Below are 25,374 nucleotides of genomic sequence, written 5' to 3'. Positions count from 1 at the left end.
CGGCTGACCGCCGCGCCCGGCTACCGCTTCCTCTGGGCGGCGCACGCGCTCCTGGAGGTCTCCGGGCAGGCGCGGGCCGTGATGCCGGGGGGAGCGGGCGTCCGCCTCTACCCCGACGGGGGCGCGCGGTGGCTGCCGGGCCACTGGCCGGAGGCCGCGGGGGTACGGCTCGACCGCCTCGGCCCCGACGACGGCACGGCGCTCGGCGCGGTGGTCGACGCGCGCGAGGTGTCCGTACGGGACGGCGCCGACACCCTGCGCTTCGCCCTGGACGCGGGGGACCAGCCGGTCTCCGTCGCGCTGTGGCGCAACCTGGGCGGCTTCCCCGAGGACACGCCGTACCGCTCGATCGGCGTCGAGCCCATGCTCGGCCGGGTCTTCGACCTCGCCGCGGCCGGCGAGGCGGACGCGGCCCGCGTCGGGCCGTCCGGCGAGGTCCGCTGGCGGCTGACGGTGACGGCCACCCGCCACGGTGACAGCCGACCCGCCACCGCTGGTCCGCCGGCTCGGTCCGCCCCTGAACCAGAACGAGAGAGGAACCACCCCGTGGATCTGCTGAGCGCGCTCCGCGCCCACCGCCTGGTCGCCATCGTGCGCGGCTGGGACCCCGAGGCCGCGCTGCGGACCGTACTGACCCTGGTCGAGGAAGGCGTCGAGCTGGTCGAGGTCTCCCTGTCCGGGCGCGACGCCCTCGACGTCATCAAGGGCGCCCGCGCGGCGCTCGGCCCCGGCGCCCCGCTCGGCGCGGGCACGGTCCTCACCCCCGAGGACGCGTGGGCCGCGCACGAGGCGGGGGCGGACTTCGTCGTCACCCCGGCGCTCGGCGACGGCGTCACCGCCGCCAAGGAGCTGGGCCTGCCGGTCCTCGCCGGCGTGATGACCCCGACGGACGTCCTGGCCGCCCGGCGCCTCGGCGCCGACGCGCTCAAGATCTTCCCGGCCGCGCAGGCGGGCGGGCCCGAGTACCTCAAGGCACTGCGCGGCCCCTTCCCCCAGCTGCCGTTCGTCCCCGTCGGGGGCGTGGACGCGGCGGCGGCCCGCGCCTACCTGGCGTACGGCGCGACGGCGGTCGGCGTCGGCTCGCCGCTGATCGGGGACGCGGCGGACGGCGGGAGCCAGGACGCGCTGCGCGAGCGGGCGCGCGCCTTCCTCGCCGTCGTCCGGGATGCGGGGGAGGACCCCCGATGAGCGCGGACCCGCACCCCCCGGCTTACGCCCCGGTCTCCCGCTGGTCCGACCGCCTGGAACTGGGCGAGGGGATCCGCTGGGTCGACGGGCGGATCGTCCTGACCGACATCCTCACCGGCCGCCTGCTCGCCGCCCCGCCCGGCGACCCCGGCGGAACGGGCTCCCTGGACGTGCTGGCCCACCTGCCGGTCCCCCTCGGCGCGGTCGCCCCCGTGGAGGGGCGCCCCGGCAGCTGGGTCGCGGCGGCCGGCACCGGTGTCTGCCTGCTCGGGGCGGACGGTTCGACCGCGTGGCGGGGCAGGCCGGAGGACGGCGCGTCCCCGGCCGCCCGGATGAACGACGGAGCCGCGGACCCGCAGGGCCGGTTCTGGGCCGGGAGCATGGCGTACGACGCCGTGGACGGCGCGGGATCGCTGTACCGGCTCGACCGCGACGGGACGCTCACCCGCGTCCTGACGGGCATCACCGTCCCGAACGGCCCCGCGTTCTCCGCCGACGGGACGGTCCTCTTCCTCGCGGACAGCGCGCGCGGCGTCATCAGGACCTACCCCGTCGACCCGGCCACCGGCGGTCTGGGCGAGCCGTCCGTCCTCACCACACTCGGCCGGGGCAGCCCCGACGGCCTGGCCGTCGACCGCGAGGGCGGGCTGTGGACCGCCGTCTGGGGCGAGGGCGCCGTCCACCGCTACCGCGCGGACGGCACGCTCGACCGCGTCGTCGCCCTGCCTGCCGCGCAGCCCGCCGGGGTGTGCCTGGGCGGGGACGACGGCCGCACGCTCTACGTCACCAGCGCGCGCGTCGGACTCGCGCGCCCCGGCCCCCTGGACGGCGCGGTGTTCGCCGTACGGGTCGAGGTCCCGGGCCAGCCGACCGCGTCCTACCGCCCGGCGAGCGCCTCATGAGCCCCGCGCGGCACACGCCCCGCCCCTTCGGCCCCGGCCCCGTCGTGTGCGTCGGCGAGACGATGGCCGCCCTGGCCCCCGAGCCGGTGGCCCCGCTCGACGACGCCGACCTCCTGCGCCTCGACATCGCGGGCGCCGAGTCCAACGTCGCGACCTACCTGGCCGACCACGGCGTGCCCGCCCGCTGGGTGTCGGCGGTCGGGGACGACCCGTTCGGCCGGCGGATACGGCGCCGGGTCGCGGCCTTCGGCGTGGACGTCTCCGGGGTACGCACCAACGCGACGCGCCCGACCGGACTGCTCGTCAAGAACCCCGGAGCGGAAGGGACTTACGTCCACTACTACCGGAGCGGCTCGGCCGCCGCCGCGCTCGGACCCGAGGTGCTGGACTCAACAGCGCTCCAGGGAGCGGGACTTGTCCACCTCAGCGGCATCACCCCGGCCCTGTCGGCCAGTTGCCTGGCCCTGGTGGAGGCGGCGCTCGCGCCGGACCGGCCGTACCCCGTCAGTTTCGACGTCAACCACCGCCCCGCGCTCTGGAAGGACCGGCCCGCACCGGAGATCCTGCGCGCGCTCGCCGACCGCGCGGACCTCGTCCTCGTCGGCCTGGACGAGGCGCAGGCGCTGTGGGGCGCGGCCGTCACGGACGCGGCGGCGGTCCGCGCGCTGCTGCCCGGCCCGCACACCCTGGTGGTCAAGGACGGCTCCCGCGCGGCCACGGCGTTCCTCGGCCCCGTGCCGTACACCGTGCCGGCCCTGAAGGTCGCGGTCGTCGAACCGGTCGGCGCGGGGGACGCCTTCGCGGCGGGCTTCCTGGCGGGGCTGCGGGACGCGGGCGATCCGGTACGGGCCCTGCGCCTGGGCCACCTCACCGCGGCGTCCGCGCTCCAGGTCTCCTCGGACCACGGCCCCCTGCCGTCCGCGGCCCGCGTGCGCCACCTGCTGGCGGCGGACGACAACACCTGGGCGGCGGCGACCCCGTGACGCCGGCCCGCGGGCGGCGGCCACCCGTGACGCGACGGGCGGCGGTCGCCCCGTAACAGGCCCTACTGCGCCGCGACCGTCCCGGTGTCCTGCGCCCGCGCCTCGGGCCCCCACGCGGGAGCCGTGCCGGCCAGCTGGCACACCATCAGGTAGAACGGGATCGGCGGCGTGTACGGCGAGGGCGAGTCCGGCCAGTGGATCAGCCGGGGATGCTCCGCCGGTACGTTCGTCCCCACCACGTACCGCGCCGGGGCGGGCCACGCCAGGTCCAGGTCCGAGCCGGACGGCACGATCCACCACCACCAGTCGGTGTCGGCGAAGACGCAGCCGGACCGGGGCAGCCGGGAGAGCAGCCGGAAGCCGTGCCGCGCCGGGACGCCCACCGCGTCACAGCCCAGCGAGGCGGGCAGCGCGGCCGGCAGCGCCAGCTCGATCCGTCCGGAACGCCGGAGGTCTTCGCCGCGCAGCCCACGGGAGAGGCGGTGCAGCGCCGTCCTCAGCACACCGGCTCCGACGCGCGGGCGGGCAGGGCCTGACGTGCTCCGTGCGGCAGCTCGGCCCAGACGACACGCCCGGGGCCGTATCCCGATGTGTCATGGGCCCCCCAGCCCGTGCACAGGGAGTCGATCAGGAAGAGTCCGCGGCCGCCCTCGTCGTCCGACGCCCGGTGCATCTGGGGCCCGGTCGGGCCGTACCCCTGGTCCTCCACCGCTATGCGCAGGTGGCCCTCGCCCTCGCGTATCTCGCAGATGACGTGGTTCCCGGCGGCGTGCACGATCGCGTTGGTCACCAGTTCCGACACCACGAGGACCGCGGTCTGGCGGGTGTCCTCGTCCATCCCCCAGCGTACGAGCCGCTCCTCGGTCAGTTTCCTGGCCCGGCCGACCGACTCGGCGCGGGCCGGCAATTCGAATCCGTACCGCCGGACAACGTTGCCAGGACGCTGGGTGATGAGCTGGGGGGTGGGCGCGTTACCAGGTGCCACGACCGATTCCTAACGGTGGGGAGCCGGCAGACGCGCACAAAACCTCTCCCGTGGCAGGGCGCGGCGACCGTGTGAACTGGTTCACTCGACCACTCTCCACCCGTCGGGGACACTTGGCAAGTAGCACTCTGAATTTTCCAGAGTGCCGTGTTCTTCGTGCTCCGGACGTGGCAGACTGCTGGCATCCGTGTACGGGGGAGGTCCCAAGTGAGTGAACCGCGGTCAGCCCCGACCGTGGGTCAGGTCGTCCTCGGCAGACGTCTGCAGGACCTGCGTGAGCGGGCCGGCCTGAAACGCGAGGAAGCCGCCAAGCTTCTGCGCGTGGCCCCGGCCACGATACGCAGGATGGAGACCGCCGAGGTCACGCTCAAGATCCCCTATGTGCAGGTGCTGCTCAGGGCGTACGGGATCGCCGAGGCGGAGGCCGAGGCGTTCGTCGAGCTCACGGAGGAGGCGAACAAGCCCGGCTGGTGGCAGCGGTTCCACGACATCCTGCCGGACTGGTTCAGCATGTACGTCAGCCTGGAGGGCGCCGCGGCCCTCCTGAGGGCGTACGAACCGCACTTCGTCCCCGGACTGCTCCAGACCGAGGACTACGCGCGATCCGTCATGCGGGCCGGTGCCGTGGGGCAGGCCAGGCCCGACGACATCGAACGGCACGTGGCGCTCCGCATGGAACGCCAGTCGCTGCTCACCCGTCCCGACGCGCCCAGATTCTGGGTCATCATGGACGAGACGGTCCTGCGGCGCCCGGTGGGTGACAGTCCGGAGATCATGCGCGAGCAGATCGACCGGCTGCTGGAGACGTCCGCCCTGCCCAACGTGACCCTCCAGATCGCGGAGTTCTCGAGCGGACACCATCCCGGTACGTACGGGCCGTTCGTGATCTTCCGTTTCGCGGTACCGGAGTTGCCCGACATGGTCTACAGCGAGTACCTGACCGGCGCCGTCTACCTCGACGCGCGCCCCGAGGTGGCCACTCACCTGGAGGTCATGGACCGGATGGCGGCCCAGGCCGCCACTGCACCACGCACGAAGGAGATCCTCCGGGATGTCCGCAAGGAGCTGTGAATGGATCCCATATACAACGGCATGCCGGCCGCCGACCTCGGCGCCGAAGGCTGGCACAAGCCGTGGAGCGGCGGCAACGGCGGCAACTGCATCGAGGCCATGAAGCTGGCCGACGGCAGGGTCGCGGTGCGCCAGTCCGCCGACCCTGACGGCCCCGCACTGATCTACACCACCGGAGAGATCGCCGCTTTCATCCAGGGCGCCAAGTCGGGCCAGGCGGACTTCCTCCTGACCTGATCACCGCAACACCCCGACACCGCGACACCGCACACCGACCGAAGCACCGAAGTCCCCGCTCACCGACCGTAGTTCTCGCTCACAGACCCTGAGACTCATGGAGCGCACATGACCGGGCACGACGCCATCGACACCAGCAGGCCCCATCCGGCCCGGGTGTACGACTGGCTTCTCGGCGGCAAGGACAACTATCCGGTCGACGAGCAGATGGCGCGGCAGTTGCTCGCGCTGGACTCCAGGGCCCCGGAGATGGCGCGCGTCAACCGGGCCTTCATGCACCGCGCCACCCGCTGGCTCGGCATGACGGGCGGGGTGCGGCAGTACCTCGACATCGGTACGGGCATCCCGACCGAGCCCAACCTCCACCAGATCGCCCAGCAGGTCGCCCCCGACTCCCGGATCGTCTACACGGACAACGACCCGATCGTCCTCAGGCACGCGGAAGCCCTGCTCCGCAGTACCCCGGAGGGCGTGACGGAGTACGTCCAGGCCGACGCGCGGGAGCCCGGCGCCATCATCGAGGCGGCCGGCAAGACCCTCGACCTGGACAGGCCGGTGGCGCTCTCGCTGATCGCGCTGCTCCACTTCGTCTCGGACGACGACGGCGCGCACGAGCTGGTGCGCGCGCTCCTCGCCCCGCTGGCGCCCGGCAGCTACCTGGTCCTGTCGCACGTCACCGGCGACTTCGATCCGGACACGTCGGAGCGGGCGCGCGAGCTGTACAAGCAGCGGGGCCTCACCCTGGTCCCGCGCACCCGTGACGAGTTCGCGGCCTTCTTCGAAGGACTCGACCTGGTCGGCCCGGGTGTCTCCCTTGCCACGGACTGGCGTCCCGAGCTGGGTGAGGTCGTCCCTCTCTCCGGCGACGGGCCCATCCCCGGATACGCGGGCGTGGCACGCAAACCGTAAGTGGGTGGGGTACGGGCGGGTGGCGCCGCAGCACTTTTCAGGTGCGCTGCGGCGCCTCGCGCGTCCCCTCCCGTCCGCAGGGGACCGGCGCCGGTCTTGGGGGGCCGGCGCCGGTCCCGCTCAGTTCCGTGGGTACGCGGGTGTGCTTCCGTTCAGTTCCGCAGGTACGCCAGCCCGGGGTGGACGTCCGTGTAGGCGTCCAGCAGCCGCCGGGCCACGGCCACCGAGTCGACCAGGGGATGCAGGGCGAACGCCCGTACCGCGTCCTCGCGTGATCCGCTCCCCGCCGCCGCCAGCACCGCGCGTTCCACCGCCTTGACCGACGTCACCAGACCCACCGCGTGGTACGGCAGCGGCTCGACCGACACCGGGTGCGCGCCGTTCGCGTCGACCAGGCACGGCACCTCGATCACGGCGTCCGCGTCCAGGACCGCCAGGGTGGTGCGGTTGCGGACGTTCAGGATCAGCGTCGCGCTCTCGTCGCGCGCGACGGCCCGCATCAGGGCGAGTGCTACCTGTTCGTACCCGCCCGACCCCAGGTCCTCGTCGTCGCGTTCGCCCACCCCGGCGGCGTCCCGGTTGGCCGCCATGTACGTCGCCTCACGATCGGCGAGGGTACGGTTCCACGCGCCGAGCGCGGAGCCGCCACCGCCTCCGCCGCCCGCCAACTCCGCGTAGAACCCCGCCTGCTGGTCCCTCAGGTACGCGCCGCGCGTCCGCTCGGCGCCCTGGTAGGCGCGCACGGCCTCGCGGTTGAAGTAGTAGTAGTGCAGGTACTCGTTGGGGACCGCGCCGATCAACCTCAGCCACTCGGGACCGAAGAGCTTGCCCTCCTCGAAGGAGCCCAGCAGCTCCGGATCGGCGAACAGGCGCGGCAACTGGTCACGGCCGCCCGCCCACAGCCCGCGCAGCCAGCCCAGGTGGTTCAGCCCCACGTAGTCGAACCACGCCCGGTCCGGATCCACCCCCAGCACCCGGGCGACCCGGCGGCCCAGGCCGACGGGGGAGTCGCAGATGCCGATGACCCGGTCGCCCAGCACCCGGGACATCGCCTCCGTCACCAGCCCGGCCGGATTGGTGAAGTTGATGACCCACGCGTCCGGGGCCAGCGCCGCCACCCGCCGCGCGATGTCCACCGCGACCGGCACGGTCCGCAGCCCGTACGCGATCCCGCCCGCCCCCACGGTCTCCTGGCCGAGCACCCCCTCCGCCAGCGCCACCCGCTCGTCGGCGGCCCGCCCCTCCAGACCGCCCACCCGGATCGCGGAGAAGACGAAGTCCGTGCCGCGCAGCGCGTCGTCCAGGTCCGTGGTGACGGTGACCTCCGGCGCGTCCGCCACCCCGTCGGCCTGCTCGGCCAGCACCCGCGCGACGGCCCCGAGCCGGGCCGCGTCCACGTCGTACAGCGTGACGTGCGTGACCCGGCCCGCCGCCCGGTCGCGGAGCAGCGCCCCGTACACCAGCGGCACCCGGAAACCGCCCCCGCCCAGAATCGTCAGCCTCATACCCGGTCCGCCTCCACCTCGGTCGCCTGCATGGACCGATCATCCACGAAACGACCGCGGGACCGTCCGGAGGCCCGGCGCGTCAGGCACCCACCCGGCGCTTGTTCCAGACGTCGAAGCCGACGGCCGCGAGCAGCACCAGGCCCTTGATGACCTGCTGGTAGTCCGTGCCGACGCCCACCAGCGACATGCCATTGTTGAGCACGCCCAGCACCAGCCCGCCGATGACCGCCCCGAACACCGTGCCGACCCCGCCGCTCATCGACGCCCCGCCGATGAAGGCGGCCGCGATGGCCTCCAGTTCGAAGTTCACCCCCGCCTGCGGCACCCCCGCGTCGAGGCGGGCCGCGTAGACGATGCCGGCCAGGGCGGCGAGCACGCCCATGGTGACGAAGACCAGGAAGGTGACCCGCCGGTCCTTGACCCCGGAGAGCTTCGCCGCCGCCTGGTTGCCGCCCAGCGCGTACACATGACGGCCGATCACCGCGTTGCGCATCACGAAGCCGAAGCCGAGGAGCAGCGCAGCGAGCAGGAGCAGCACGACCGGCACACCGCGGTAGCTGGCCAGCGTCATCGTGAAGGCGGCCACGGCGGCCGTCAGCGCCACGCACTTGATCAGGAACAGGTTGCGGGGCAGCACCTCCAGGTCGTACGTCCGCTGCCGCCGCCGGTCCCTGACCTCCTGGAACAGCGCGAACGCGAGCAGCGCCAGCCCCAGCAGGAGGGTCAGGTTGTGGTAGTCCGTGGCCGGCCCGACCTCGGGGAGGTACCCCGTGGAGATCTTCTGGAAGCCCTCGGGGAACGGGCCGAGGGAGCGGGAGCCCAGGAAGATCTGGGTGGCGCCCCGGAAGAGCAGCATGCCGGCGAGCGTGACGATGAACGACGGGATGCCGAGGTACGCGATCCAGAAGCCCTGCCAGGCCCCCGCGACCGCCCCGATGAGCAGCCCGAGGACCAGGGCGAGCACCCAGGGCATCCGGTGCTCGACCATCATCACCGCGCACGCGGCGGACACGAACGCGGCCAGTGAGCCGACCGACAGGTCGATGTGGCCCGCGATGATGACGATCATCATCCCGATCGCGAGGACCAGGATGTAGCTGTTCTGGAGGACCAGGTTGGTGACGTTGTTCGGCTTGAGCAGCACCCCGTCGGTCCATATCTGGAACAGCACGACGATCAGCCCGAGCGCGACGAGCATCCCGTACTGCCGCATGTTGCGCCGGGCGGCGTCCAGCAGAAGCGCGCCGGTCGTGGCGCGCCCGGCGGCGGGCGCGGCGGGGGGCGTGCCCTTCGGTGGTGTGCCGCTCGGTGTGTCGGTGGTGACCGGACCCATGTCGACTACCTCGTGTTCTTGGTCATGTGGCGCATCAGGACTTCCTGGGTGGCGTCCGCCCGGGCGATCTCGCCGGTGAGCCGGCCGGCCGCCATCGTGTAGACGCGGTCGCACATCCCGAGAAGCTCGGGGAGTTCGGAGGAGATGAGGACCACGGCCCGGCCCTCGGCGGCGAGCCGGTCGATGACGGTGTAGATCTCGTACTTCGCCCCGACGTCGATCCCGCGTGTCGGCTCGTCCAGGATCAGCACGTCCGGACCGGCGAAGATCCATTTGCTGAGGACGACCTTCTGCTGGTTGCCGCCCGACAGCCGGCCCACCTGCTCGAAGACGGTCGGCGCCTTGATGTTCATGCGCCTGCGGTACGACTCGGCGACGCGGGTCTCCTCGTGCTCGTCGACCACACCGCGCCGGGCCACCTTGGACAGCGCGCCCAGGGTGATGTTCCTGCCGATGGTGTCGATGAGGTTGAGGCCGTACTTCTTGCGGTCCTCGGTGACGTACGCGATGCCGTGCGCGACCGCCTCGGGCACCGTCCGCGTCCGGATCTCCCGGCCGTCCTTGAGGACCGTCCCGCTGATGTCGCGGCCGTAGCTGCGCCCGAACACACTCATCGCCAACTCGGTGCGGCCCGCGCCCATCAGTCCGGCGATGCCGACGATCTCCCCCCGGCGCACGCGCACCGACACCCCGTCGACGACCTTGCGCTGCCGGTCGAGGGGGTGGTGCACGGTCCAGTCCCGGATCTCCAGCGCCGGCCGCGCCGCCGGATCACCTTCGTACGGGGTGCGTTCGGGGAAGCGGTGGTCGAGGTCGCGGCCGACCATGCCCCGGATGATCCGGTCCTCGGTGAACGACTCCGCCCGCACGTCGAGGGTCTCGACCGTCCTGCCGTCCCGTAGGACGGTCACGGAGTCGGCCACCTCCGCGATCTCGTTCAGTTTGTGCGAGATGATGATCGAGGTGATGCCCTGCGCCTTCAACTCCCTGATGAGGAGCAGGAGATGAGCGCTGTCGCGGTCGTTGAGCGCGGCGGTCGGCTCGTCCAGGATCAGCAGCTTCACCTTCTTCGCGAGCGCCTTCGCGATCTCCACGAGCTGCTGCTTGCCGACCCCGAGGTCCGCGACCCGGGTCTGCGGATGCTCGGCCAGCCCCACCCGCCGCAGCAGGGAAGTGGCGTGCAGGAGTGTCCTGTTCCAGTCGATGACCCCCCGGGTGGCGTGCTCGTTGCCGAGGAAGAGGTTCTCCGCGATCGACAGGTACGGGATCAGGGCCAGTTCCTGATGGATGATCACGATGCCGCGGGCCTCGCTGGCACCGATGTCCTTGAAGGCGCAGGGGGCTCCCTCGAAGAGGATCTCGCCCTCGTAACTCCCGTGCGGATGAACGCCGCTGAGCACCTTCATCAGGGTGGACTTGCCCGCGCCGTTCTCCCCGCAGACGGCGTGCACCTCCCCGGGCGCGACCGTGAGGCTGACGTCGGAGAGCGCCCTGACCCCGGGGAAGGTCTTCACGATGGAGCGCATCTCCAGTACGGGGGAGGTCACTTCAGGTCACTCGCCTTGAGGTAACCGGAGTCGACCAGCTCGGCCTGGTAGTTGGACTTGTCGACGCTGACCGGGTCCAGCAGGAAGGCCGGCACGACCTTCTTCTCGTTGTCGTACGTCTTCTCGTCGTTGACCTCGGGCTTCTTGCCGTTCAGTACGGCGTCCGCCATCTGCACGGCCTGCTTGGCCAGCGCCCTGGTGTCCTTGTAGACGGTCATCGTCTGCCGGCCCGCGATGATCGACTTCACCGAGGCCACCTCGGCGTCCTGCCCGGTGACCAGCGGGTACGGCTTCGCGGCCGTCCCGTACCCGTCGGACTTCAGGGCCGACAGGATGCCGATCGAGATGCCGTCGTACGGCGAGAGCACCGCGTCCACGTCCACCGAGCCGTACGCCTTGGTCAGCAGGTCGTCCATCCGCTTCTGGGCCGTACCGCCGTCCCAGCGCAGAGTGGTGACCTGGTCCAGCGCGGTCTGGCCGCTTCTGACGACCAGTTGCTTCGCGTCGAGATACGGCTTGAGGGTCTTCCACGCGCCCTGGAAGAAGTAGCGCGTGTTGTTGTCGTCGGGCGAGCCCGCGAACAGCTCGATGGAGAACGGGCCCTTCTCGGAGCCGTCCTTGAGGCCGAGCTTGTCGACGAGGTACGAGGCCTGGAGGACGCCGACCTTCTCGTTGTCGAAGGACGCGTAGTAGTCCACATTCGGGCTGCCGAGGATCAGCCGGTCGTAGGAGATCACCTTGATGTCCTGGTCGGCGGCCTGCTGGAGGACGTCCCCGAGCGCCCGGCCGTCGATGGCGGCGATCACCAGCACGTCGACGCCCTTGGTGATCATGTTCTCGACCTGGGACACCTGCTGGTCGACGTCGTCCTCGCCGTACTGGAGGTCCGTCCGGTACCCCAGCTTCTTGAACTGGGCGACCATGTTGTTGCCGTCGGCGATCCAGCGTTCGGACGACTTGGTGGGCATCGCGATGCCGATGGTCGCCCCCTCGCCGCCCTCCTTCTTCTCCTTGCCGCCGCCCTCGCCGCTCTGCCCGCAGGCGGCGAGGGACAGGACGAGGGACGCGGCGGTGGCGGTGAGCACGGCTCGGCGGATACGCATGAGGGCATCAGTCCTTGTCTTCGGTGGGGCGGTCTTCGGTGGCGGGGTCTTCGGTGGCGGGTTCTTCGGTGACGGGTTCTTCGGTGGCGGGGAAGCGGGTGAGCGGGCCCGGGAGGCGGGAGCCGAGCGGCGACATCGCGCCGTCCGCGCCGTGCCGGCCGAGCAGATCGAGGACCAGCCGGCCGCGGCGCACCCGTTCCCGGGCGCCGCTGAGGGCGGTGTCGCGCAGGTGCGCGCCGTACGGGTAGATGGAGGGCGCCTTCGAGAGGCCGAACTTGAGGTAGAGCGGGGCGCCGCGCCGGATCAGCTCCGCCGTCTCGTACATCCGCACGTAGCCCCCGAGGTCGTCGGGCGCCTCGATGTACAGGTCCATGGGGGCGCGGCTGACCCGGCGGATCTCGGTGAGGTGCGCGAGCGAGAGGTCGGAGGGGACGTTGACGGAGTCCGCGCCGAGCCGCTCGAACACGGCGTACGACGCCGGGTTGACGGGGCCGATCAGCGCCGAGACCTTGAGCGTGGTGTCGGCGGGCAGGACGCCCCGGGCGCGCAGCCGGTGCAGCGACCACAGGACGCCCTCGTCGGCCACGAGCAGGCAGCGGACGCCGAGTTCGGCGGCGCGCAGGGCGTCCTCGACGCAGCCCGCCACTCCGTCGTGGCCGCGGGCGCGCAGTCCGGCCCCGCCCGATCCGGTACGGGTGGAGCCGCCGATGTCCCAGGTGCCGCGCGGTCCGGTGAACAGGCACAGCTCCACGTCCCTTGCCGCGCAGGCGTCCACCATCTCGGTGATGTCGGCGTCCGAGAGCATCCAGATGCCGCTGCCCTGGCTGACGCGGTGGACCGGCACGTCGAGCCGGGAGGCCTCCTTGAAGACCTCGGCGAGCGCCTCGGGGCCTTCTACGGACGGGATCTCGGTGCGCCAGAGGCCGCCGTCGGGGAAGGAATGGGGGGAGGCGTCCCGGGGGTGGTCGGGGGGCGCGGCCAGGCCGAGGGTGGCGAGCGCCCGGTCGCCGGGGCGCCGGGGGCCGGGGGAGGGGGCGTCGATCACGGACACGTCCTTACATGGTCGTTCGAGATACCGAACATGGTTCGGGAAGTCGGGCGTGGGTGGGTCCGGGGTCCGCCTGACGGGCTTCTCCGCCCGGCGGACCGGTCGTCAGGGCCGTAGCAGCACCTTCCCCGTGGCGGGATCGCCGCCGCCGACGCGGGCGATCGCCTCCGCGTACCGCTCCAGCGGGTACGTGTGGGTGATCAGCGGTCCCGGGTCCAGCAGCCCGGTGGTGAAGGCCCGGACCGCGAAGGTCCAGGCGCTCGACGGCGCGCCGAACACACTGCGGACCGTCAGCTGGCTCAGCGAGAGGTGCACGGGGTCGATGCCGGCGGCGCCCGCCGCGAACATGCCGGTCAGCACCACCCGGCCGCCGCGCCGGGCGAGCAGGCACGACGAGGCGGCGGTGGTGGGCGCCCCCGCCGTCTCCAGGACGAGGTCGAAGTGCCCGTGGAGCTTCTCCGCCTCCTCCGGGCCGCGCACCTCGGTCGCCCCGAAGTCCGCCGCCAGGCGGGCCCGTTCGGCCCGGGGGTCGATGACGGTCAGCTCGCCGGGGGAGTGGGCGGCGAGCAACTGGACGGCGAGCAGCCCCAGGGTCCCCGCGCCCACCACCGCGACCCGCGCACCCGGTTCCGGGGCCCCGGCCCGCACGGCGGCGGCGACCACGGCGGCCGGCTCCAGCAGCGCGGCGGCCCGCAGGTCGGCGTCGTCGGGGAGGAGGTGCAACAGCCGTACGGGGACGACCACATGGTCCGCGAAGCCGCCGGGGCGGGTGAAGCCCGTCTCGTCGTACCCGGCCGAGCAGAGCGACGTCTCGCCGCACCGGCACCGGACGCAGACCCCGCACGCGCGGAAGCCCTCCGCCACGGTCCGCCGGCCGACCAGCTCCGCCCCGACGCCCGCGCCCACCGCGTCGACCGTGCCCGACCACTCGTGGCCGGGGGTCACCGGGTAGCGGACGTAGGCCGCGTCGCGCCGGCCCTCGTACACCTCGCGGTCGCTCAGGCACACCCCGGCGGCGGCCACCCGTACCCGCACCTCGCCCGGACCCGGCCCGGGCACCTCGCCGGTCAGCAGGCGGTGGACGCCGGGCCGGTCCACGACGATCGCCCGGCTGCCCCGCGCGGGAGGGGTCGTCGCCGGCCCGGGCGGGGTCACCGGGAGTCCTTCGGCGCGCGCTTCTCCCAGCCCTCGGCCCACAGGTCGAACCGCGCCCGCTGCTGGGGGAATTCGGCCGCCGCCTCCACGTCGAACTCCACGCCGAGTCCCGGCGCGTGCGAGACCGGGAAGCACCCGTCCACGGGGTCGACCTGGGGCGCGCCCTTCACCACCTTCTTGATCTCCGCGTCGGCGAAGTCGTTGAAGTGTTCGAGGATCTTGAAGTTCGGTGTGCAGGCGGCCAGTTGCAGGCTCGCCGCCGTGAGCACCGACCCGCCGACGTTGTGCGGGGCGACCAGGACGTAGTGGGTCTCGGCGGTGGCGGCGAGCTTCCTCGCCTCCAGGATGCCGCCGATGTGCCCCACGTCCGGCTGGATGATGTCGACGGCCCGCGACGCGAAGAGCTCGCGGAACTCGATGCGGTCGTGGACGCGTTCGCCGGTCGCGATCGGCATGTCCACCTTCTCGGCGACCTTGCGCAGCGCGTCGACGTTCTCCGGCGGTACGGGCTCCTCCAGCCAGGCCGGGTCGTACGGGGCGAGTTCGCGCGCCAGCCGTACCGCCGTCGCCGGGCTGAACCGGCCGTGCATCTCCAGCATCAGCTCGGTGTCGGGCCCGATCGCGTCCCGGACCGCCTCGATCAGCGCCACCGCGTCGCGGGTCGCGGGCCGGTCAAGCTCGAAGTGCCCGGTCCCGAACGGGTCGATCTTCAGGGCCCGGTAGCCACGCTCGACCACCGCGCGCGCCGCCTTGTGGTAGGCGTCCGGGGTGCGCTCGGTGGTGTACCAGCCGTTCGCGTACGCCTTCACCCGGTCGGTGACCTTGCCGCCGAGCAACTGCCACACCGGCACGCCGAGCGCCTTGCCCTTGATGTCCCAACAGGCCATTTCCACCACGGCGATGCCCGACATCACGATCTCGCCGGCCCGCCCGAAGTCGCCGTACTTCATGCGCCGTACGAGATCCTCCACCGCGAACGGGTCCGATCCCGCGATGTGGTTGGCCTCGGCCTCGCGCAGATAGCCGATCAACGCGTCGGTCCTGCCGAGCATCCGGGTCTCGCCGACCCCCGTCAGCCCCTCGTCGGTGTGGACGAGGACGTAGGTGAGGTTGCGCCAGGGAGTGCCGACGACATGAGTACTGATTCCCGTGATGCGCACTGCGGTTACCCCTCGTCCGGCCGATGGAGATGTTCGAGATTTCGTCAGTCGTTCGAAATCGTGGCGTGACCGTATTCAGGGCACGTGAGGGTGTCAATGGGTCGCGCGGCGGCTAGCCTGTGTTCGTCATTCCGGCCGACGACCGAGGGATCGAACAGCCGACGGCCGGACTACCGGAAACGAAGGGATGGGTGGTCCGTCATGGGACGCTTGGTCCCCGCGGTCACGCGGGCCCTGGACGTGCTCGAACTGTTCCTGGAGAGCGAGGGGCCGCTCTCCGCGCCGGACGTGATCCGCAGACTCCAACTCCCGCGCACCACCGTCCACGAACTGCTCACCACCCTCGCCGCCCGCGCCTACCTGGACCCCCTCCCCGGCCAGCCCGGCCGCTACCGCCTCGGGGTCCGTACGTACCAACTGGGCAGCCGGTACGCGGAACAGCTCGACCTCGCGGCCGAGGGGCAGCGGGTCGCGCGCGAGGTCGCCGAGACCTGCGACGAGACCGTGCACGTGGCCGTCCTGGAGGACACGGACGTCATCTACATCGCGAAGGTGGACTCCACGCACGCCGTCCGGATGGTCTCGGCGGCCGGCCGCCGGCTGCCCGCCCACTGCACGTCCGTCGGCAAGATGCTCCTCGCGTCCCTCCCCGAGGACGAGTTGGCGCGGCGCTTCGCGGACGACGGCTCGACGGCGATGTCGGCGGAGACGACGCTGACCCTGACCGCGATGACCCCCGACAGCATCACCGACCCCGCGGTGCTGCGGGCCGAGCTGGCGAGGACCCGGGAGCGCGGCGTCGCCGTCGAGCACCGCGAGTCCAACCCGGACGTCAGCTGCGTGGCGGCGCCCGTCCGCGACAGCGCGGGCCGGGTCGTCGCCGCCCTGTCCATCTCCGTCCCGATGATCCGCTGGAGCGACGGGCGCGAGGAGGAACTGGCCCGCCTGGCCGTCGAGGGCGCGGACGCGCTCTCCGTACGCCTCGGCCACCGGGGCCGGCGATGACGGCGCGCGCCCGCCGGCGCACCCGCGTCGAGGTCGCCGTACGGGAACGCGCGGTCCTCGGCGAGGGACCCACCTGGGACCCGGCGACCGGCCGCCTGATCTGGGTCGACATCCTCGGCTCCCGCGTCCACACCCACACCCCGGCCGACGGCACGCGCACGGTCATGGCCACCGGGCAGCACGTCGGCGCCGCCGCGCCCCGGGCGGGCGGCGGCCTGGTCGTCAACCTCCGGGACGGCGTCGGGCTGTACGGTCCCGACGCCTCGTTCTCCTGGCTGGTCCACGACCCCGTGCCGGGCCGCAGGGGCAACGACGCGGCGGTCGCGCCCGACGGGGCGCTCTGGGCGGGGAGCATGCGCGACGACGAGGCCCCGGGCGGCGGCAGCCTGATCCGGGTGGCGCCGGACGGCACGGCGACCGGGCAGCTCACGGTCGGGGTCGGCAACGGCACGGGGTGGAGCCCCGACGGCGGCACGATGTTCTACATCGACAGCCTCACCCACCGCATCGACGCCTTCCGCGTCGAGGACGGCCCGGGCGGCGGCGGCTCCGGACCGGGCGGCGCCGCGCCGGACGGCCCCCGCCTCACCGGCCGCCGCACCTTCGCCGTCGCCGAGGACGGGGCCGGTGTCTTCGACGGGCTGACCGTCGACGCGGACGGCTGCGTCTGGGCCGCCCTCTGGGACGGCGGCCAGATCCGCCGCTACACCCCGTCCGGCACCCTCGACCGCGTGCTCGAACTCCCCGTACGCCGCCCGACGTCGTGCGCCTTCGGCGGTCCCGGCCTGCGCGACCTCTACATCACCTCGGCCCGCGTCGGCCTCGCCCGCCCGCACCCGTTGTCGGGCTCCCTGCTGGTCCTCCCCGACGCGGGTCAGGGACTGCCGGCCACCCCCTTCGCGGGCTGACAGCCCGGACGCCCCTACCGGACCACCGTCCCCGACGCCTCACCCCGCGTACGGATCCGGCACCGCCCCCTCCCGCGACAGGAACTCGAAGTCACACCCGGTGTCCGCCTGCGTGATGTGCTCGGTGTAGAGCGCGCCGTACCCCCGCCCGTACCGCGGCGCCGGCGCGACCCACGCCGCGCGCCGCCGGGCCAGCTCCTCGTCCGGCACCTCCAGCCGCAGCGAGCGGCCCGCCACGTCCAGTGTGATCAGGTCGCCCGTCCGGACGAGGGCGAGCGGGCCCCCGACGTACGACTCGGGCGCGACGTGCAGCACACACGCGCCGTAACTCGTCCCGCTCATCCGGGCGTCGGAGATCCGCACCATGTCCCGCACCCCCCGCTTCAGCAGGTGGTCCGGGATCGGCAGCATCCCGTACTCGGGCATGCCGGGCCCGCCCTTGGGGCCCGCGCCGCGCAGCACCAGCACATGGTCGGCCGTGATGCCGAGCGCGGGATCGTCGATGGTCCGCTGCATCGCGCGGTAGTCGTCGAAGACCACCGCGGGGCCGGTGTGCCGGAGCAGCGCCGGATCGGCGGCGATGTGCTTGATCACCGCCCCGTCGGGGCACAGGTTGCCGCGCAGCACCGCCACCCCGCCCTCCGCCGCGAGCGGCCGCTCGCGCGGCCGGATCACCTCCGCGTCGTGCACCACCGCGCCGGCCAGCTGCGCGCGCAGGGTGGGGTGCGCGACCGTCGGCCGGTCCAGGTGCAGCAGGTCCGTCAACTGCCCGAGGAACGCCGGGAGTCCGCCCGCGAAGTGGAAGTCCTCCATCAAGTACCGCCCGCCGGGGCGCAGATCGGCCAGCACCGGAACCGTCCGGGCGATCCGGTCGAAGTCGTCCAGCGTCAGCCGTACCCCGCTGCGCCCCGCCATGGCGATCAGGTGGATGACGGCGTTGGTCGAACCCCCCAGGGCCAGTACGGTCGTTACGGCGTCCTCGTACGCCTCCCGCGTCATCACCCGCGACAGGGTGAGGTCCCGCCCGACGAGATCCACGATCAGCCGGCCCGACGCCGCCGCCATCCGCTCGTGCCCCGAGTCCACCGCCGGTACGGACGACGCGCCGGGCACGGTCACCCCCAGCGCCTCGGCCGCCGCCGTCAGGGTGGAGGCGGTGCCCATCGTCATGCAGTGGCCGGGGGAGCGCGCGAGGCCGTTCTCCAGCTCGGCGAGTTCACGGTCCCCGATCAGGCCGGCCCGCCGCTCGTCCCAGTACTTCCACATGTCGGTCCCCGAGCCGAGCACCTTGTCGCGCCAGTGCCCCGGGAGCATGGGCCCGGCCGGTACGAACACCGCCGGGAGGTCCACACTCGCCGCTCCCATCAGCAGGGCGGGGGTCGTCTTGTCGCAGCCGCCCATCAGGACCGCGCCGTCCACCGGGTACGAGCGCAGCAACTCCTCGGTCTCCAGGGCGAGAAGGTTGCGGTAGAGCATGGGCGTCGGCTTCTGGAACGTCTCCGACAGGGTCGACACCGGGAACTCCAGCGGGAAGCCGCCGGCCTGCCACACGCCCCGCTTCACCGCCTGCGCCCGCTCGCGCAGGTGGACGTGGCAGGGGTTGATGTCGCTCCAGGTGTTGAGGATCGCGACGACCGGCTTGCCGAGATGCTCCTCGGGGAGGTAGCCGAGCTGCCGGGTCCGGGCGCGGTGGCTGAACGACCGCAGCCCGTCCGTCCCGTACCACTGGTGGCTGCGCAGGTCGCGCGGGTCCTTCACACCCCCCACGCCCTCACACCCCCCACGCCGTCACGAGCGCCGCGACCTCGGCGCGGGTCGCGGCGGGCAGCGGGCTGCTCGGCGGGCGTACGTCGCGGCGGCAGAGGCCGAGCACGGCGAGGGCCTCCTTGACGACGGACACGTTGTCGGCCGAATGCCGGGCGGCGCGCAGTTCCTCGAACGGGCGGACCCGCTCCCACACGTCCCGCGCGGCCTCCGCGTCCCCCGCGCGGAGGGCGGCGAGCAGGGTGAGGGAGAGCCGCGGCGCCACGTTGACGAGCCCGGAGGTGAAGCCGGTCGCGCCCCCGGTCCAGTGGGCGGGCGCGTGGAGCTCGGCGAGACCCGCGACCCACACGAAGCGGCCGGGGCCGCCCGGACCGCTCGCGTCCCGGGCGAAGGCCGCGAAGCGCGTCGCGTCCGGGACGGCGTACTTCACACCGATGACGTTCGGGCACAGCTCCCCGAGCCGGGACAGGGTTCCGGCCGTGATCAGCGGGTCGCGGAGGTACGGGACGACCCCGAGGCCCGGGACGGAGTCGGCGACGGTCCGCTGGTAGGCGATCCAGCCCTCCTGCGAGATGTACGGGTGCACCGGCTGATGCACCATGACCATGGCCGCCCCGGCGTCCCTGGCGTGCCGGGCGGCGGCGACCGCCGTGGCCAGGTCGTGGCCCACCCCGGCCACCACCTCGGCGCGGCCGCCCACCTCCGCCACCGTCAACTCCGTGACCAGCAGCCGTTCTTCGGGGGAGAGGGCGTAGAACTCGCCGGTGTTCCCGTTGGGCGTGACGGTCCGTACCCCCGCGTCCAGCAGCCGGCGCAGGAGCAGGCGGTACGCGGCGGTGTCGACGCTCCCGTCGGCGGCGAACGGGGTCACGGGGATGGCCACGACGTCGGCGAGCGCGGCCCGCGCCCGGGAGAGGTCGCTCACGCCTCCCCCCGCGACGGCGAGGGTATGTCCCCCGCCTCGTCCGGGAACGCTCCCCGGACGAAGCGGGCGATGTGGTCGTGCAGCGCCCCCGCCGCGCCCTCCGCGTCGCCCGCGCGCGCCCGCCGCAGGACGTCGTGGTGCTCGGCCGCCTCGCGCTCCCAGGTCGCGTCGGCGGACCAGGCGACCGTGGCCACCAGCGCGGCCTGGTCGCTGACCTCGTCCAGCATCCGTACCAGCAGGGGATTCCCGCACGAGAGGTACAGCGCGCGGTGGAAGTCCCGGTTGGCGAGGGACCGTTCGGCCGCGTCGGCGGCGGCCCCGGCCCGTACCAGCGCGTCCGCCGCCGCGTCGAACGGGGCAGCCGCGGCGACCGAGCGGCGCAGGGCCTCCGGCTCCAGCAGCAGCCGTACGTCGTACACCTCCCGGGCCATCGCCGCGTCGACCGCACGGACCGTGACGCCCTTGTACTGGCTCATCACGACCAGACCGCTGCCCGCGAGCGTCTTGAGCGCCTCGCGCACGGGGGTCTTCGACACGCCGAACCGCGCGGCCAGGTCGGCCTCGACGAGCGGCTGCCCCGGCGGCAGCCCGCCGGTCAGGATCTGGTGGCGGACGGCCTCCAGCACGAACTGTGTGCGGGAGGGGATCGGGACCGGCGTGAAGACCATGGGCGCCTCATATATGACGTATGAAGTACGACGGTGAGGGAGGCTAGGCCCGGACGGTCGGAGCGTCAAGGGCGCCGTCGAGGGCGCCGTCAGGGTCAGGGGAGGACGTGTCCCACCGTCACGTCCACGTGGTCCGGCACCTCCTCGTGCTGATCACCCACCGACAGCGTGCCGCTCGGCTCGAACAGCAGGATCGACGCGCCGGCCGCCGAGGACGGCTTGTGCCAGACACCGCGCGGCACGACGAACACCGAGCCGCGGGGGAGGGTGACGGTCCGCTCGGCGCCGCTCTCGCGCAGCGCGATGAGCAGCTCGCCGTCGAGGACCTGGAAGAACTCGTCGGTGTTCTCGTGGACGTGCCACACGTGCTCGCCCGCGACCTTCGCGACGCGCACGTCGTAGTCGTTGACCCGCGTCACGATGCGCGGACTCCAGAGGGCGTCGAAGGAGGAAAGGGCGGAGGTCAGACCGATGGGCTCGGCGGGTTCTGTGGTCATGACCCCATCCTCGCCGTGGCGCCGGGCACGGGAACAGTGCTAGGAATCGCACATGCCGCAAGATTTCTCGCACCGGGTGGTCATGATCGTCGCGGAGGGCTCGAACCCCTTCGAGATGGGGGTGGCGACCGAGCTGTTCGGCCTGGCCCGGCCGGAGCTCGACACCCCCTGGTACGACTTCGAGCTCTGCGCCGAGAACCCGTCCGTGACGATGCACGCCGGGTTCTTCCGGCTCTCGGGGGTGTCCGGTCTCGACGCGGTCGACCGGGCCGACACCGTGATCGTCCCGAACCGCCCCGACCCCGGCAACGACCCCTCCCCGGCGGTCCTGGACGCGGTACGCGGCGCGGCGGCGCGTGGCGCCCGGCTGGCGAGCTTCTGCACCGGCTCCTTCGTCCTCGCGGCGGCGGGCGTGCTCGACGGGCGCCGGGCGACGACCCACTGGCGGTGGGCCGACCTGTTCGCGGAGCGGTTTCCCGCCGTACGGCTCGACCCGGACGTGCTCTTCGTGGACGACGGGGACATCGTCACGGCGGCGGGCAGCGCGGCCGCGCTCGACGCGTGCCTCCAGCTGATCCGCCACGACCACGGGGCGCGGACGGCCGCCGCGGTCAGCCGCCGCCTGGTCTTCGCGCCGCACCGCGACGGGGGCCAGCGGCAGTTCGTCGAGCAGCCGCTCCCCGAGGTCCCCGACACCTCACTGTCCCCCCTCCTGACCTGGGCGGCCACCCGCCTGGCGACCGCGCTCACCACCGCCGACCCAGGGCCTGTCCGGCGGATCTTCGTGGGCCCGCGACGCCTGGCACCGCACCTCGCGGCGTTGTCGGACCGACCAAGTACATCCAGTACGTGGTCGGTCCTCCGCCTTGCGAGGCACGGCACCAGACGCCGCGGGCTGATCCACGAAGATCCGCCGGACAGGCCCTGGCCGCCCACGCCACGATCAGCCAGGCCACCCTGCACCGCCGCTTCCGCACCCAACTGGGCACGACCCCGCTGGCCTGGCTCACGGCGCAGCGCGTGGCCCTGGCGTGCCGCCTGATGGAGGAGGGCGAAGTGCGCCTGGACCGAGTGGCGCGCCTGAGCGGCCTCGGCACGGCCACCAACCTGAGATCCCAGCTGAAACGCCGCACGGGCCTGCCGCCCACCGCGTACCGCCGCCGCTTCGGCCCGGGCTGACGGCCCGGGACCCGGCGGTCGGCGCGCGGCCCGTCCCGGTCGGCGCGCGTCCCGGGTCGCCGCGCACGGCTCGGGACGCGCCCGGCCCGGGGACGCGCCCGGCCCGGACAGGCCCGCCCGCGAGGCAGAATGGCCCCATGGCCCGACGCCCCCACCGCCCGGCGCGCCCCGCGCGCACCCCCCACTCCCCGCCCGCCCCCGCCCCTTCCCCGGTCTCGCCCTCGGCCGCCTCGCCCTGCCCGTGCGGCCGGCCCGCGCCGTACGGGGAGTGCTGCGGGCGCTACCACGTGGGCCCGGCCACCGCGCCGACGGCCGAGGCGCTGATGCGGTCCCGCTACAGCGCGTTCGTGGTGCTGGACGCGTCGTACCTGCTCAGGACGTGGGACCCGGCCACCCGCCCGGACGGCCTCGAACTGGACCCCACCACCCGCTGGACCGGTCTGGAGATCCTGGGCACCACGGAAGGCACCGCGTTCCACACCACGGGCACGGTCACCTTCCGCGCCTCGTACACCCAGCAGGGCCACCCGGGCGCCCTCCACGAACGCAGCCGCTTCACCCGCCACGACGGCGCGTGGGTGTACGCGGACGGCACGTACCTGGACTAGGAAGACGGTCCGCCCGGATACTGGCGTATGGCATTCCTCGTCTTCATGACCTTGCCCGGACTGGTCATCCTGCTGACCGCCGCCGCCTTCGCCGACCAACTGCTCCTGCGCGTGGGGCGGGCCGGTCTGCTGCCGTGGCGGAACAGCGTCCGGCAGGGGCAGATATCGGCGACCGGCTTCGAGCAGCTCCACGCGACCTTCTCGCCGGGCAAGCAGAACGAGTTGAAGGAGCGCCGGTCGGCGCTCGTCCTGCGGGACGACGAGGAGGACGGGGCGCCGCCGCACCGGACCACGGTCGACCTGGACGGGCGCACCGCGGTCGTCCGCCTGCCCCGGCCCGGGCGGTAACCCTCCCCGCCGACACCGGATTCCCCACCGGCCTCCCTACGGCCTTCCCCCGGAACCTTCCCGACGCAGCGTCACGAACCGCCGCCCCTCCGCCGTCCACTGCTCCGACGGGACCCAGCCGGCGGTACGGCCCCGGCGCACCAGCGCGTGCGCCCCGAGGCGGGACCAGTAGAACGCCTCCCCGGGCGCGCCGTTGCCGTTGTCCACCCGGACCCTGACCCGCTCGTCGAGATCCGCGTCGATCCCGGTGGCCGCCGTCTCTACGATCAGCGAGCCGCCCGGCCCGACGATCCCGGCGAGCCGCAGCAGCAGCGCCGACGGGTCGCCGCCGATGCCGATGTTGCCGTCGATCAGGAGCGCCGTGTCCCAACTCCCCTCCCGGGGCAGCGGATCGAACACCGACCTGAGCAGCGCGCTCCCGCCGCCGCGCACGGTGTGCGCCACGGCCGCCGGGCTGATGTCGATGCCCAGCGCGGTACGTCCCCGCGCGGCCAGCGCCGTGACCAGCCGGCCCGGGCCGCAGCCGATGTCGAGGACCGTTCCCCGGCACCGCTCCAGCACGGTCAGGTCGGCGCTGTCGGGACCCCCGCACCAGCGTTCCACCTCCAGCGGCAGCAACCACCCGTCCGAGCGGCGCAGGAAGAGCGGGCCGCGCCCCGCGCGCAGCGCGTCCGTGTACGGGTCGGCGTGCCAGGGCGCGTCGGGGGTACGCCGCCGGCCCCGCGGCCCGGCCGGCCGAGGCACCGCCGCCGGGGACACCGTACGGATCTTGGCGAGGCCCATGGTCACCGCACCCCGGCCCGCGTCACCCGGGCCCGCGCGTCGCCGTCGGTACGGGCCGCGTCCCGGACCGGCGCCGCCGCGCCGTCGGTACCCGCGCCCCGGAACCGTCCGAGCGCCTCCGCGAACCGGCTCTCCGGCACCTCCGCCGCCACCAGCTTCGCGTCCTCCGCGGTGTCGACGTCCCGCAGGAGCGGCAGGTCCCGTACCGCGAGACCCGCGTCCGTCAGCCGCGCCCGCTGCACCGCACCGGTCTCGGGTACGGACATCGGCACGCCCAGCAGGAGCGAGGGATCCGGTACGGCGAGCCCGAGCGCCCAGAAGCCGCCGTCCACGGCCGGACCGAACCACGCGTCGCACCCCAGCCACGCGTCCGGCGCCAGCGCCGGTTCCAGCAGCTCGGGGGTGACCTGAGGGGTGTCCATGCCGAGCAGGACGGCGGGACCGGTACACCCCGCGAACGCGGCGGCGAGCCGTTCGTCCAGCCCCCCGGCCACCTGCCCGACCACCTCGATCCCGTCCGGCAGCCACACGCCGGGCGCCCCGTCGAGCACCAGCACGCGCCGCCGCGCGGGCGCCGCCAGGACGGCCGCCAGCGTGTCCCGCAACGAGGCCTCCGCCAGCGCGGCGGCCTCCTCGGGCCGGAAGGGCGGGGTCAGCCGCGTCTTGACCCGCCCGGGTACGGGGGCCTTGGCCAGCACCAGGATCGTGGTCACCGCACACCCGCCCGCTCGTCCCGTACGTCCTGTACGTCCCGTACATCCCGACCGTCCCCGGAGGGCCCGGGCACCCCGGCCACCGGCTCCTGCGCCAGCACGGCCCGCATGTCGTGCACCGCCTGCCACGTCCCGCGCCAGGTACCCGTCACCTTCGACTTCCCCGCACGCGGCAGGTACGGCACGTCCCGCTCCGTCACCCGCCACCCCGCGTCGGCGGCGCGGACGACCATCTGGAGCGGATAGCCGCTGCGCCGGTCCGTGAGCGCCAGGTCGAGCAGCGCCTCCCGGCGGGCCGCCCGCATCGGGCCCAGGTCACGCAGCCGCAGGCCGGTCCTGCGGCGCAGCAGCAGGGACAGCGCGAGGTTCGCGGCCCTGGCGTGCGCCGGCCACGCCCCGCGCGCCCGCGGCCGGCGGCGCCCCAGCACCAGGTCCGCCCGGCCGGCCGCCACCTCCGCCACGAACGCGGGCAGCAGCCCCGGGTCGAGCGACGCGTCGCAGTCGCAGAAGCAGACGAACTCCGCCTCGGCGGCGAGCAGTCCGGCATGGCAGGCGGCGCCGAAGCCGCGCCGCGGCTCGTGCACGACGGTCGCGCCGAGCCGCGCGGCGATCTCCGCCGAGCCGTCGGCCGAGCCGTTGTCGACGACGATCGCCCGCCAGCCCGCGGGCAGCCGGTCCAGCACCCAGGGCAGCGCCCGGGCCTCGTCGAGACAGGGAAGTACGACGTCAACCGTCGTGGGGATCGAGTGCGTCACGTCCATCACCGTAGGGATTCAGAAACCGACATAAAGGATGAGAGGTCTTACGAAACACGGACAGCGCCACGGGTGCGAGCCGCCCGGCCCGT

Annotated in this window: 27 protein-coding genes and 1 pseudogene; 12 read left to right on the top strand and 16 right to left on the bottom strand. The window is 73.5% G+C overall.

Features of this window, described 5'->3' with window-relative positions; genetic code table 11:
• Positions 1–546: 546 nt before the first annotated feature.
• Genes HA039_RS04695 through HA039_RS04685 form a run of 3 tightly spaced genes read left to right on the top strand, consistent with a single transcriptional unit; the run spans position 547 to position 3,073 of the window.
• Positions 547–1,188 (top strand): bifunctional 4-hydroxy-2-oxoglutarate aldolase/2-dehydro-3-deoxy-phosphogluconate aldolase, encoded by a 642-nt coding sequence (locus HA039_RS04695; protein ID WP_167036220.1) that lies wholly within the window; start codon positions 547–549, stop codon positions 1,186–1,188.
• Complete coding sequence (locus tag HA039_RS04690; RefSeq protein ID WP_167024184.1) at positions 1,185–2,090, top strand: SMP-30/gluconolactonase/LRE family protein; 906 nt, start codon at positions 1,185–1,187, stop codon at positions 2,088–2,090. The genes HA039_RS04695 and HA039_RS04690 overlap by 4 nt, the downstream gene beginning before the upstream one ends.
• Positions 2,087–3,073 carry a sugar kinase gene (locus tag HA039_RS04685; protein WP_167024181.1) on the top strand — a complete coding sequence of 329 codons (987 nt, stop codon included), beginning with the start codon at positions 2,087–2,089 and terminating at the stop codon, positions 3,071–3,073. The genes HA039_RS04690 and HA039_RS04685 overlap by 4 nt, the downstream gene beginning before the upstream one ends.
• A gap of 62 nt (positions 3,074–3,135) precedes the next feature.
• Here the strand turns inward: HA039_RS04685 and HA039_RS04680 are convergent, their stop codons facing one another.
• The gene (locus HA039_RS04680) at positions 3,136–3,576 is read right to left on the bottom strand and encodes a hypothetical protein (protein WP_167024178.1); all 441 of its coding nucleotides are present in this window, start codon (positions 3,574–3,576) and stop codon (positions 3,136–3,138) included.
• Complete coding sequence (locus HA039_RS04675; RefSeq protein ID WP_167024175.1) at positions 3,570–4,058, bottom strand: ATP-binding protein; 489 nt, start codon at positions 4,056–4,058, stop codon at positions 3,570–3,572. The genes HA039_RS04680 and HA039_RS04675 overlap by 7 nt, the downstream gene beginning before the upstream one ends.
• Before the next feature lie 207 nt (positions 4,059–4,265).
• On the opposite strand from HA039_RS04675, the gene HA039_RS04670 reads away from it, so the two are divergent.
• The 3 genes from HA039_RS04670 (at position 4,266) to HA039_RS04660 (ending at position 6,275) form a co-directional block, all read left to right on the top strand.
• Complete coding sequence (locus HA039_RS04670) at positions 4,266–5,129, top strand: helix-turn-helix domain-containing protein (protein WP_167024172.1); 864 nt, start codon at positions 4,266–4,268, stop codon at positions 5,127–5,129.
• On the top strand, positions 5,130–5,366 hold the full coding sequence (locus tag HA039_RS04665) for a DUF397 domain-containing protein (RefSeq protein ID WP_161312563.1): 237 nt from the start codon (positions 5,130–5,132) through the stop codon (positions 5,364–5,366).
• Between the two features lie 108 nt (positions 5,367–5,474).
• Entirely contained in the window at positions 5,475–6,275 is an 801-nt protein-coding gene (locus HA039_RS04660; protein WP_167024169.1) for an SAM-dependent methyltransferase, read from the top strand.
• A 152-nt stretch (positions 6,276–6,427) separates the two neighbouring features.
• Here the strand turns inward: HA039_RS04660 and HA039_RS04655 are convergent, their stop codons facing one another.
• The 7 genes from HA039_RS04655 to HA039_RS04625 form a co-directional block, all read right to left on the bottom strand.
• Positions 6,428–7,780: a 6-phospho-beta-glucosidase gene (locus tag HA039_RS04655; RefSeq protein ID WP_167024166.1), complete on the bottom strand. Its 1,353-nt coding sequence runs from the start codon at positions 7,778–7,780 to the stop codon at positions 6,428–6,430.
• Positions 7,781–7,862: 82 nt separating this feature from the next.
• The gene (gene mmsB / locus HA039_RS04650; protein WP_167024163.1) at positions 7,863–9,116 is read right to left on the bottom strand and encodes a multiple monosaccharide ABC transporter permease; all 1,254 of its coding nucleotides are present in this window, start codon (positions 9,114–9,116) and stop codon (positions 7,863–7,865) included.
• 5 nt (positions 9,117–9,121) lie between these two features.
• Positions 9,122–10,663, bottom strand: coding sequence for a multiple monosaccharide ABC transporter ATP-binding protein (mmsA, locus tag HA039_RS04645; protein ID WP_167024160.1), 1,542 nt, complete (start codon positions 10,661–10,663; stop codon positions 9,122–9,124).
• Positions 10,660–11,766 (bottom strand): multiple monosaccharide ABC transporter substrate-binding protein, encoded by a 1,107-nt coding sequence (gene chvE / locus HA039_RS04640; RefSeq protein ID WP_167024157.1) that lies wholly within the window; start codon positions 11,764–11,766, stop codon positions 10,660–10,662. The genes mmsA and chvE overlap by 4 nt, the downstream gene beginning before the upstream one ends.
• Positions 11,767–11,773: 7 nt before the next feature.
• Entirely contained in the window at positions 11,774–12,811 is a 1,038-nt protein-coding gene (locus tag HA039_RS04635; RefSeq protein ID WP_243869147.1) for a hypothetical protein, read from the bottom strand.
• 108 nt (positions 12,812–12,919) lie between these two features.
• Positions 12,920–13,969, bottom strand: coding sequence for a zinc-dependent alcohol dehydrogenase (locus HA039_RS04630; protein ID WP_167024154.1), 1,050 nt, complete (start codon positions 13,967–13,969; stop codon positions 12,920–12,922).
• Positions 13,966–15,129 carry a mandelate racemase/muconate lactonizing enzyme family protein gene (locus HA039_RS04625; protein ID WP_167024151.1) on the bottom strand — a complete coding sequence of 388 codons (1,164 nt, stop codon included), beginning with the start codon at positions 15,127–15,129 and terminating at the stop codon, positions 13,966–13,968. Before HA039_RS04625 ends, HA039_RS04630 begins: the two co-directional genes overlap by 4 nt.
• A 201-nt stretch (positions 15,130–15,330) precedes the next feature.
• On the opposite strand from HA039_RS04625, the gene HA039_RS04620 reads away from it, so the two are divergent.
• Both HA039_RS04620 and HA039_RS04615 read left to right on the top strand, forming a co-directional pair.
• A complete protein-coding gene (locus HA039_RS04620; protein WP_167024147.1) occupies positions 15,331–16,134 on the top strand; it encodes an IclR family transcriptional regulator in 804 nt (267 codons plus the stop codon).
• Positions 16,131–17,042 (top strand): SMP-30/gluconolactonase/LRE family protein, encoded by a 912-nt coding sequence (locus HA039_RS04615; RefSeq protein ID WP_167024144.1) that lies wholly within the window; start codon positions 16,131–16,133, stop codon positions 17,040–17,042. The genes HA039_RS04620 and HA039_RS04615 overlap by 4 nt, the downstream gene beginning before the upstream one ends.
• Positions 17,043–17,081: 39 nt before the next feature.
• Here the strand turns inward: HA039_RS04615 and araD are convergent, their stop codons facing one another.
• The 4 genes from araD to HA039_RS04595 form a co-directional block, all read right to left on the bottom strand.
• Entirely contained in the window at positions 17,082–18,809 is a 1,728-nt protein-coding gene (gene araD, locus HA039_RS04610; protein WP_167024141.1) for an L-arabinonate dehydratase, read from the bottom strand.
• 4 nt (positions 18,810–18,813) lie between these two features.
• Positions 18,814–19,731 carry a dihydrodipicolinate synthase family protein gene (locus HA039_RS04605; RefSeq protein WP_167021921.1) on the bottom strand — a complete coding sequence of 306 codons (918 nt, stop codon included), beginning with the start codon at positions 19,729–19,731 and terminating at the stop codon, positions 18,814–18,816.
• Positions 19,728–20,399 (bottom strand): GntR family transcriptional regulator, encoded by a 672-nt coding sequence (locus tag HA039_RS04600; RefSeq protein ID WP_167024138.1) that lies wholly within the window; start codon positions 20,397–20,399, stop codon positions 19,728–19,730. Before HA039_RS04600 ends, HA039_RS04605 begins: the two co-directional genes overlap by 4 nt.
• A gap of 95 nt (positions 20,400–20,494) precedes the next feature.
• On the bottom strand, positions 20,495–20,896 hold the full coding sequence (locus HA039_RS04595; protein WP_167024135.1) for a cupin domain-containing protein: 402 nt from the start codon (positions 20,894–20,896) through the stop codon (positions 20,495–20,497).
• 52 nt (positions 20,897–20,948) lie between these two features.
• Here HA039_RS04595 and HA039_RS04590 point away from each other — a divergent pair, with 52 nt between their 5' ends.
• The 4 genes and pseudogenes from HA039_RS04590 to HA039_RS04575 all read left to right on the top strand — a co-directional run bounded on the left by HA039_RS04590 (position 20,949) and on the right by HA039_RS04575 (position 23,031).
• Positions 20,949–21,938, top strand: coding sequence for a DJ-1/PfpI family protein (locus HA039_RS04590; RefSeq protein WP_243869144.1), 990 nt, complete (start codon positions 20,949–20,951; stop codon positions 21,936–21,938).
• Positions 21,821–22,075 (top strand): annotated as a pseudogene (locus HA039_RS33785) (helix-turn-helix domain-containing protein); the annotation flags it as partial. The gene HA039_RS04590 and the pseudogene HA039_RS33785, both read left to right, overlap by 118 nt.
• A gap of 137 nt (positions 22,076–22,212) precedes the next feature.
• On the top strand, positions 22,213–22,683 hold the full coding sequence (locus tag HA039_RS04580) for a YchJ family protein (RefSeq protein ID WP_167024132.1): 471 nt from the start codon (positions 22,213–22,215) through the stop codon (positions 22,681–22,683).
• A gap of 27 nt (positions 22,684–22,710) precedes the next feature.
• Positions 22,711–23,031 carry a DUF6191 domain-containing protein gene (locus HA039_RS04575; protein WP_167024129.1) on the top strand — a complete coding sequence of 107 codons (321 nt, stop codon included), beginning with the start codon at positions 22,711–22,713 and terminating at the stop codon, positions 23,029–23,031.
• Between the two features lie 36 nt (positions 23,032–23,067).
• Here the strand turns inward: HA039_RS04575 and HA039_RS33780 are convergent, their stop codons facing one another.
• The 3 genes from HA039_RS33780 to HA039_RS04565 are packed head-to-tail and all read right to left on the bottom strand — an operon-like array spanning position 23,068 to position 25,288.
• The gene (locus HA039_RS33780; RefSeq protein ID WP_243869142.1) at positions 23,068–23,814 is read right to left on the bottom strand and encodes a class I SAM-dependent methyltransferase; all 747 of its coding nucleotides are present in this window, start codon (positions 23,812–23,814) and stop codon (positions 23,068–23,070) included.
• A 2-nt stretch (positions 23,815–23,816) separates the two neighbouring features.
• Complete coding sequence (locus HA039_RS33775) at positions 23,817–24,527, bottom strand: TIGR04282 family arsenosugar biosynthesis glycosyltransferase (protein WP_243869140.1); 711 nt, start codon at positions 24,525–24,527, stop codon at positions 23,817–23,819.
• Complete coding sequence (locus HA039_RS04565) at positions 24,524–25,288, bottom strand: glycosyltransferase family 2 protein (RefSeq protein ID WP_167024126.1); 765 nt, start codon at positions 25,286–25,288, stop codon at positions 24,524–24,526. Before HA039_RS04565 ends, HA039_RS33775 begins: the two co-directional genes overlap by 4 nt.
• Positions 25,289–25,374: the final 86 nt, after the last annotated feature.

The sequence above is a fragment of the Streptomyces liangshanensis genome (genome assembly GCF_011694815.1).
GTDB classification, from domain to species: domain Bacteria; phylum Actinomycetota; class Actinomycetes; order Streptomycetales; family Streptomycetaceae; genus Streptomyces; species Streptomyces liangshanensis.
This window is presented reverse-complemented; position numbering and strand designations above follow the sequence as displayed.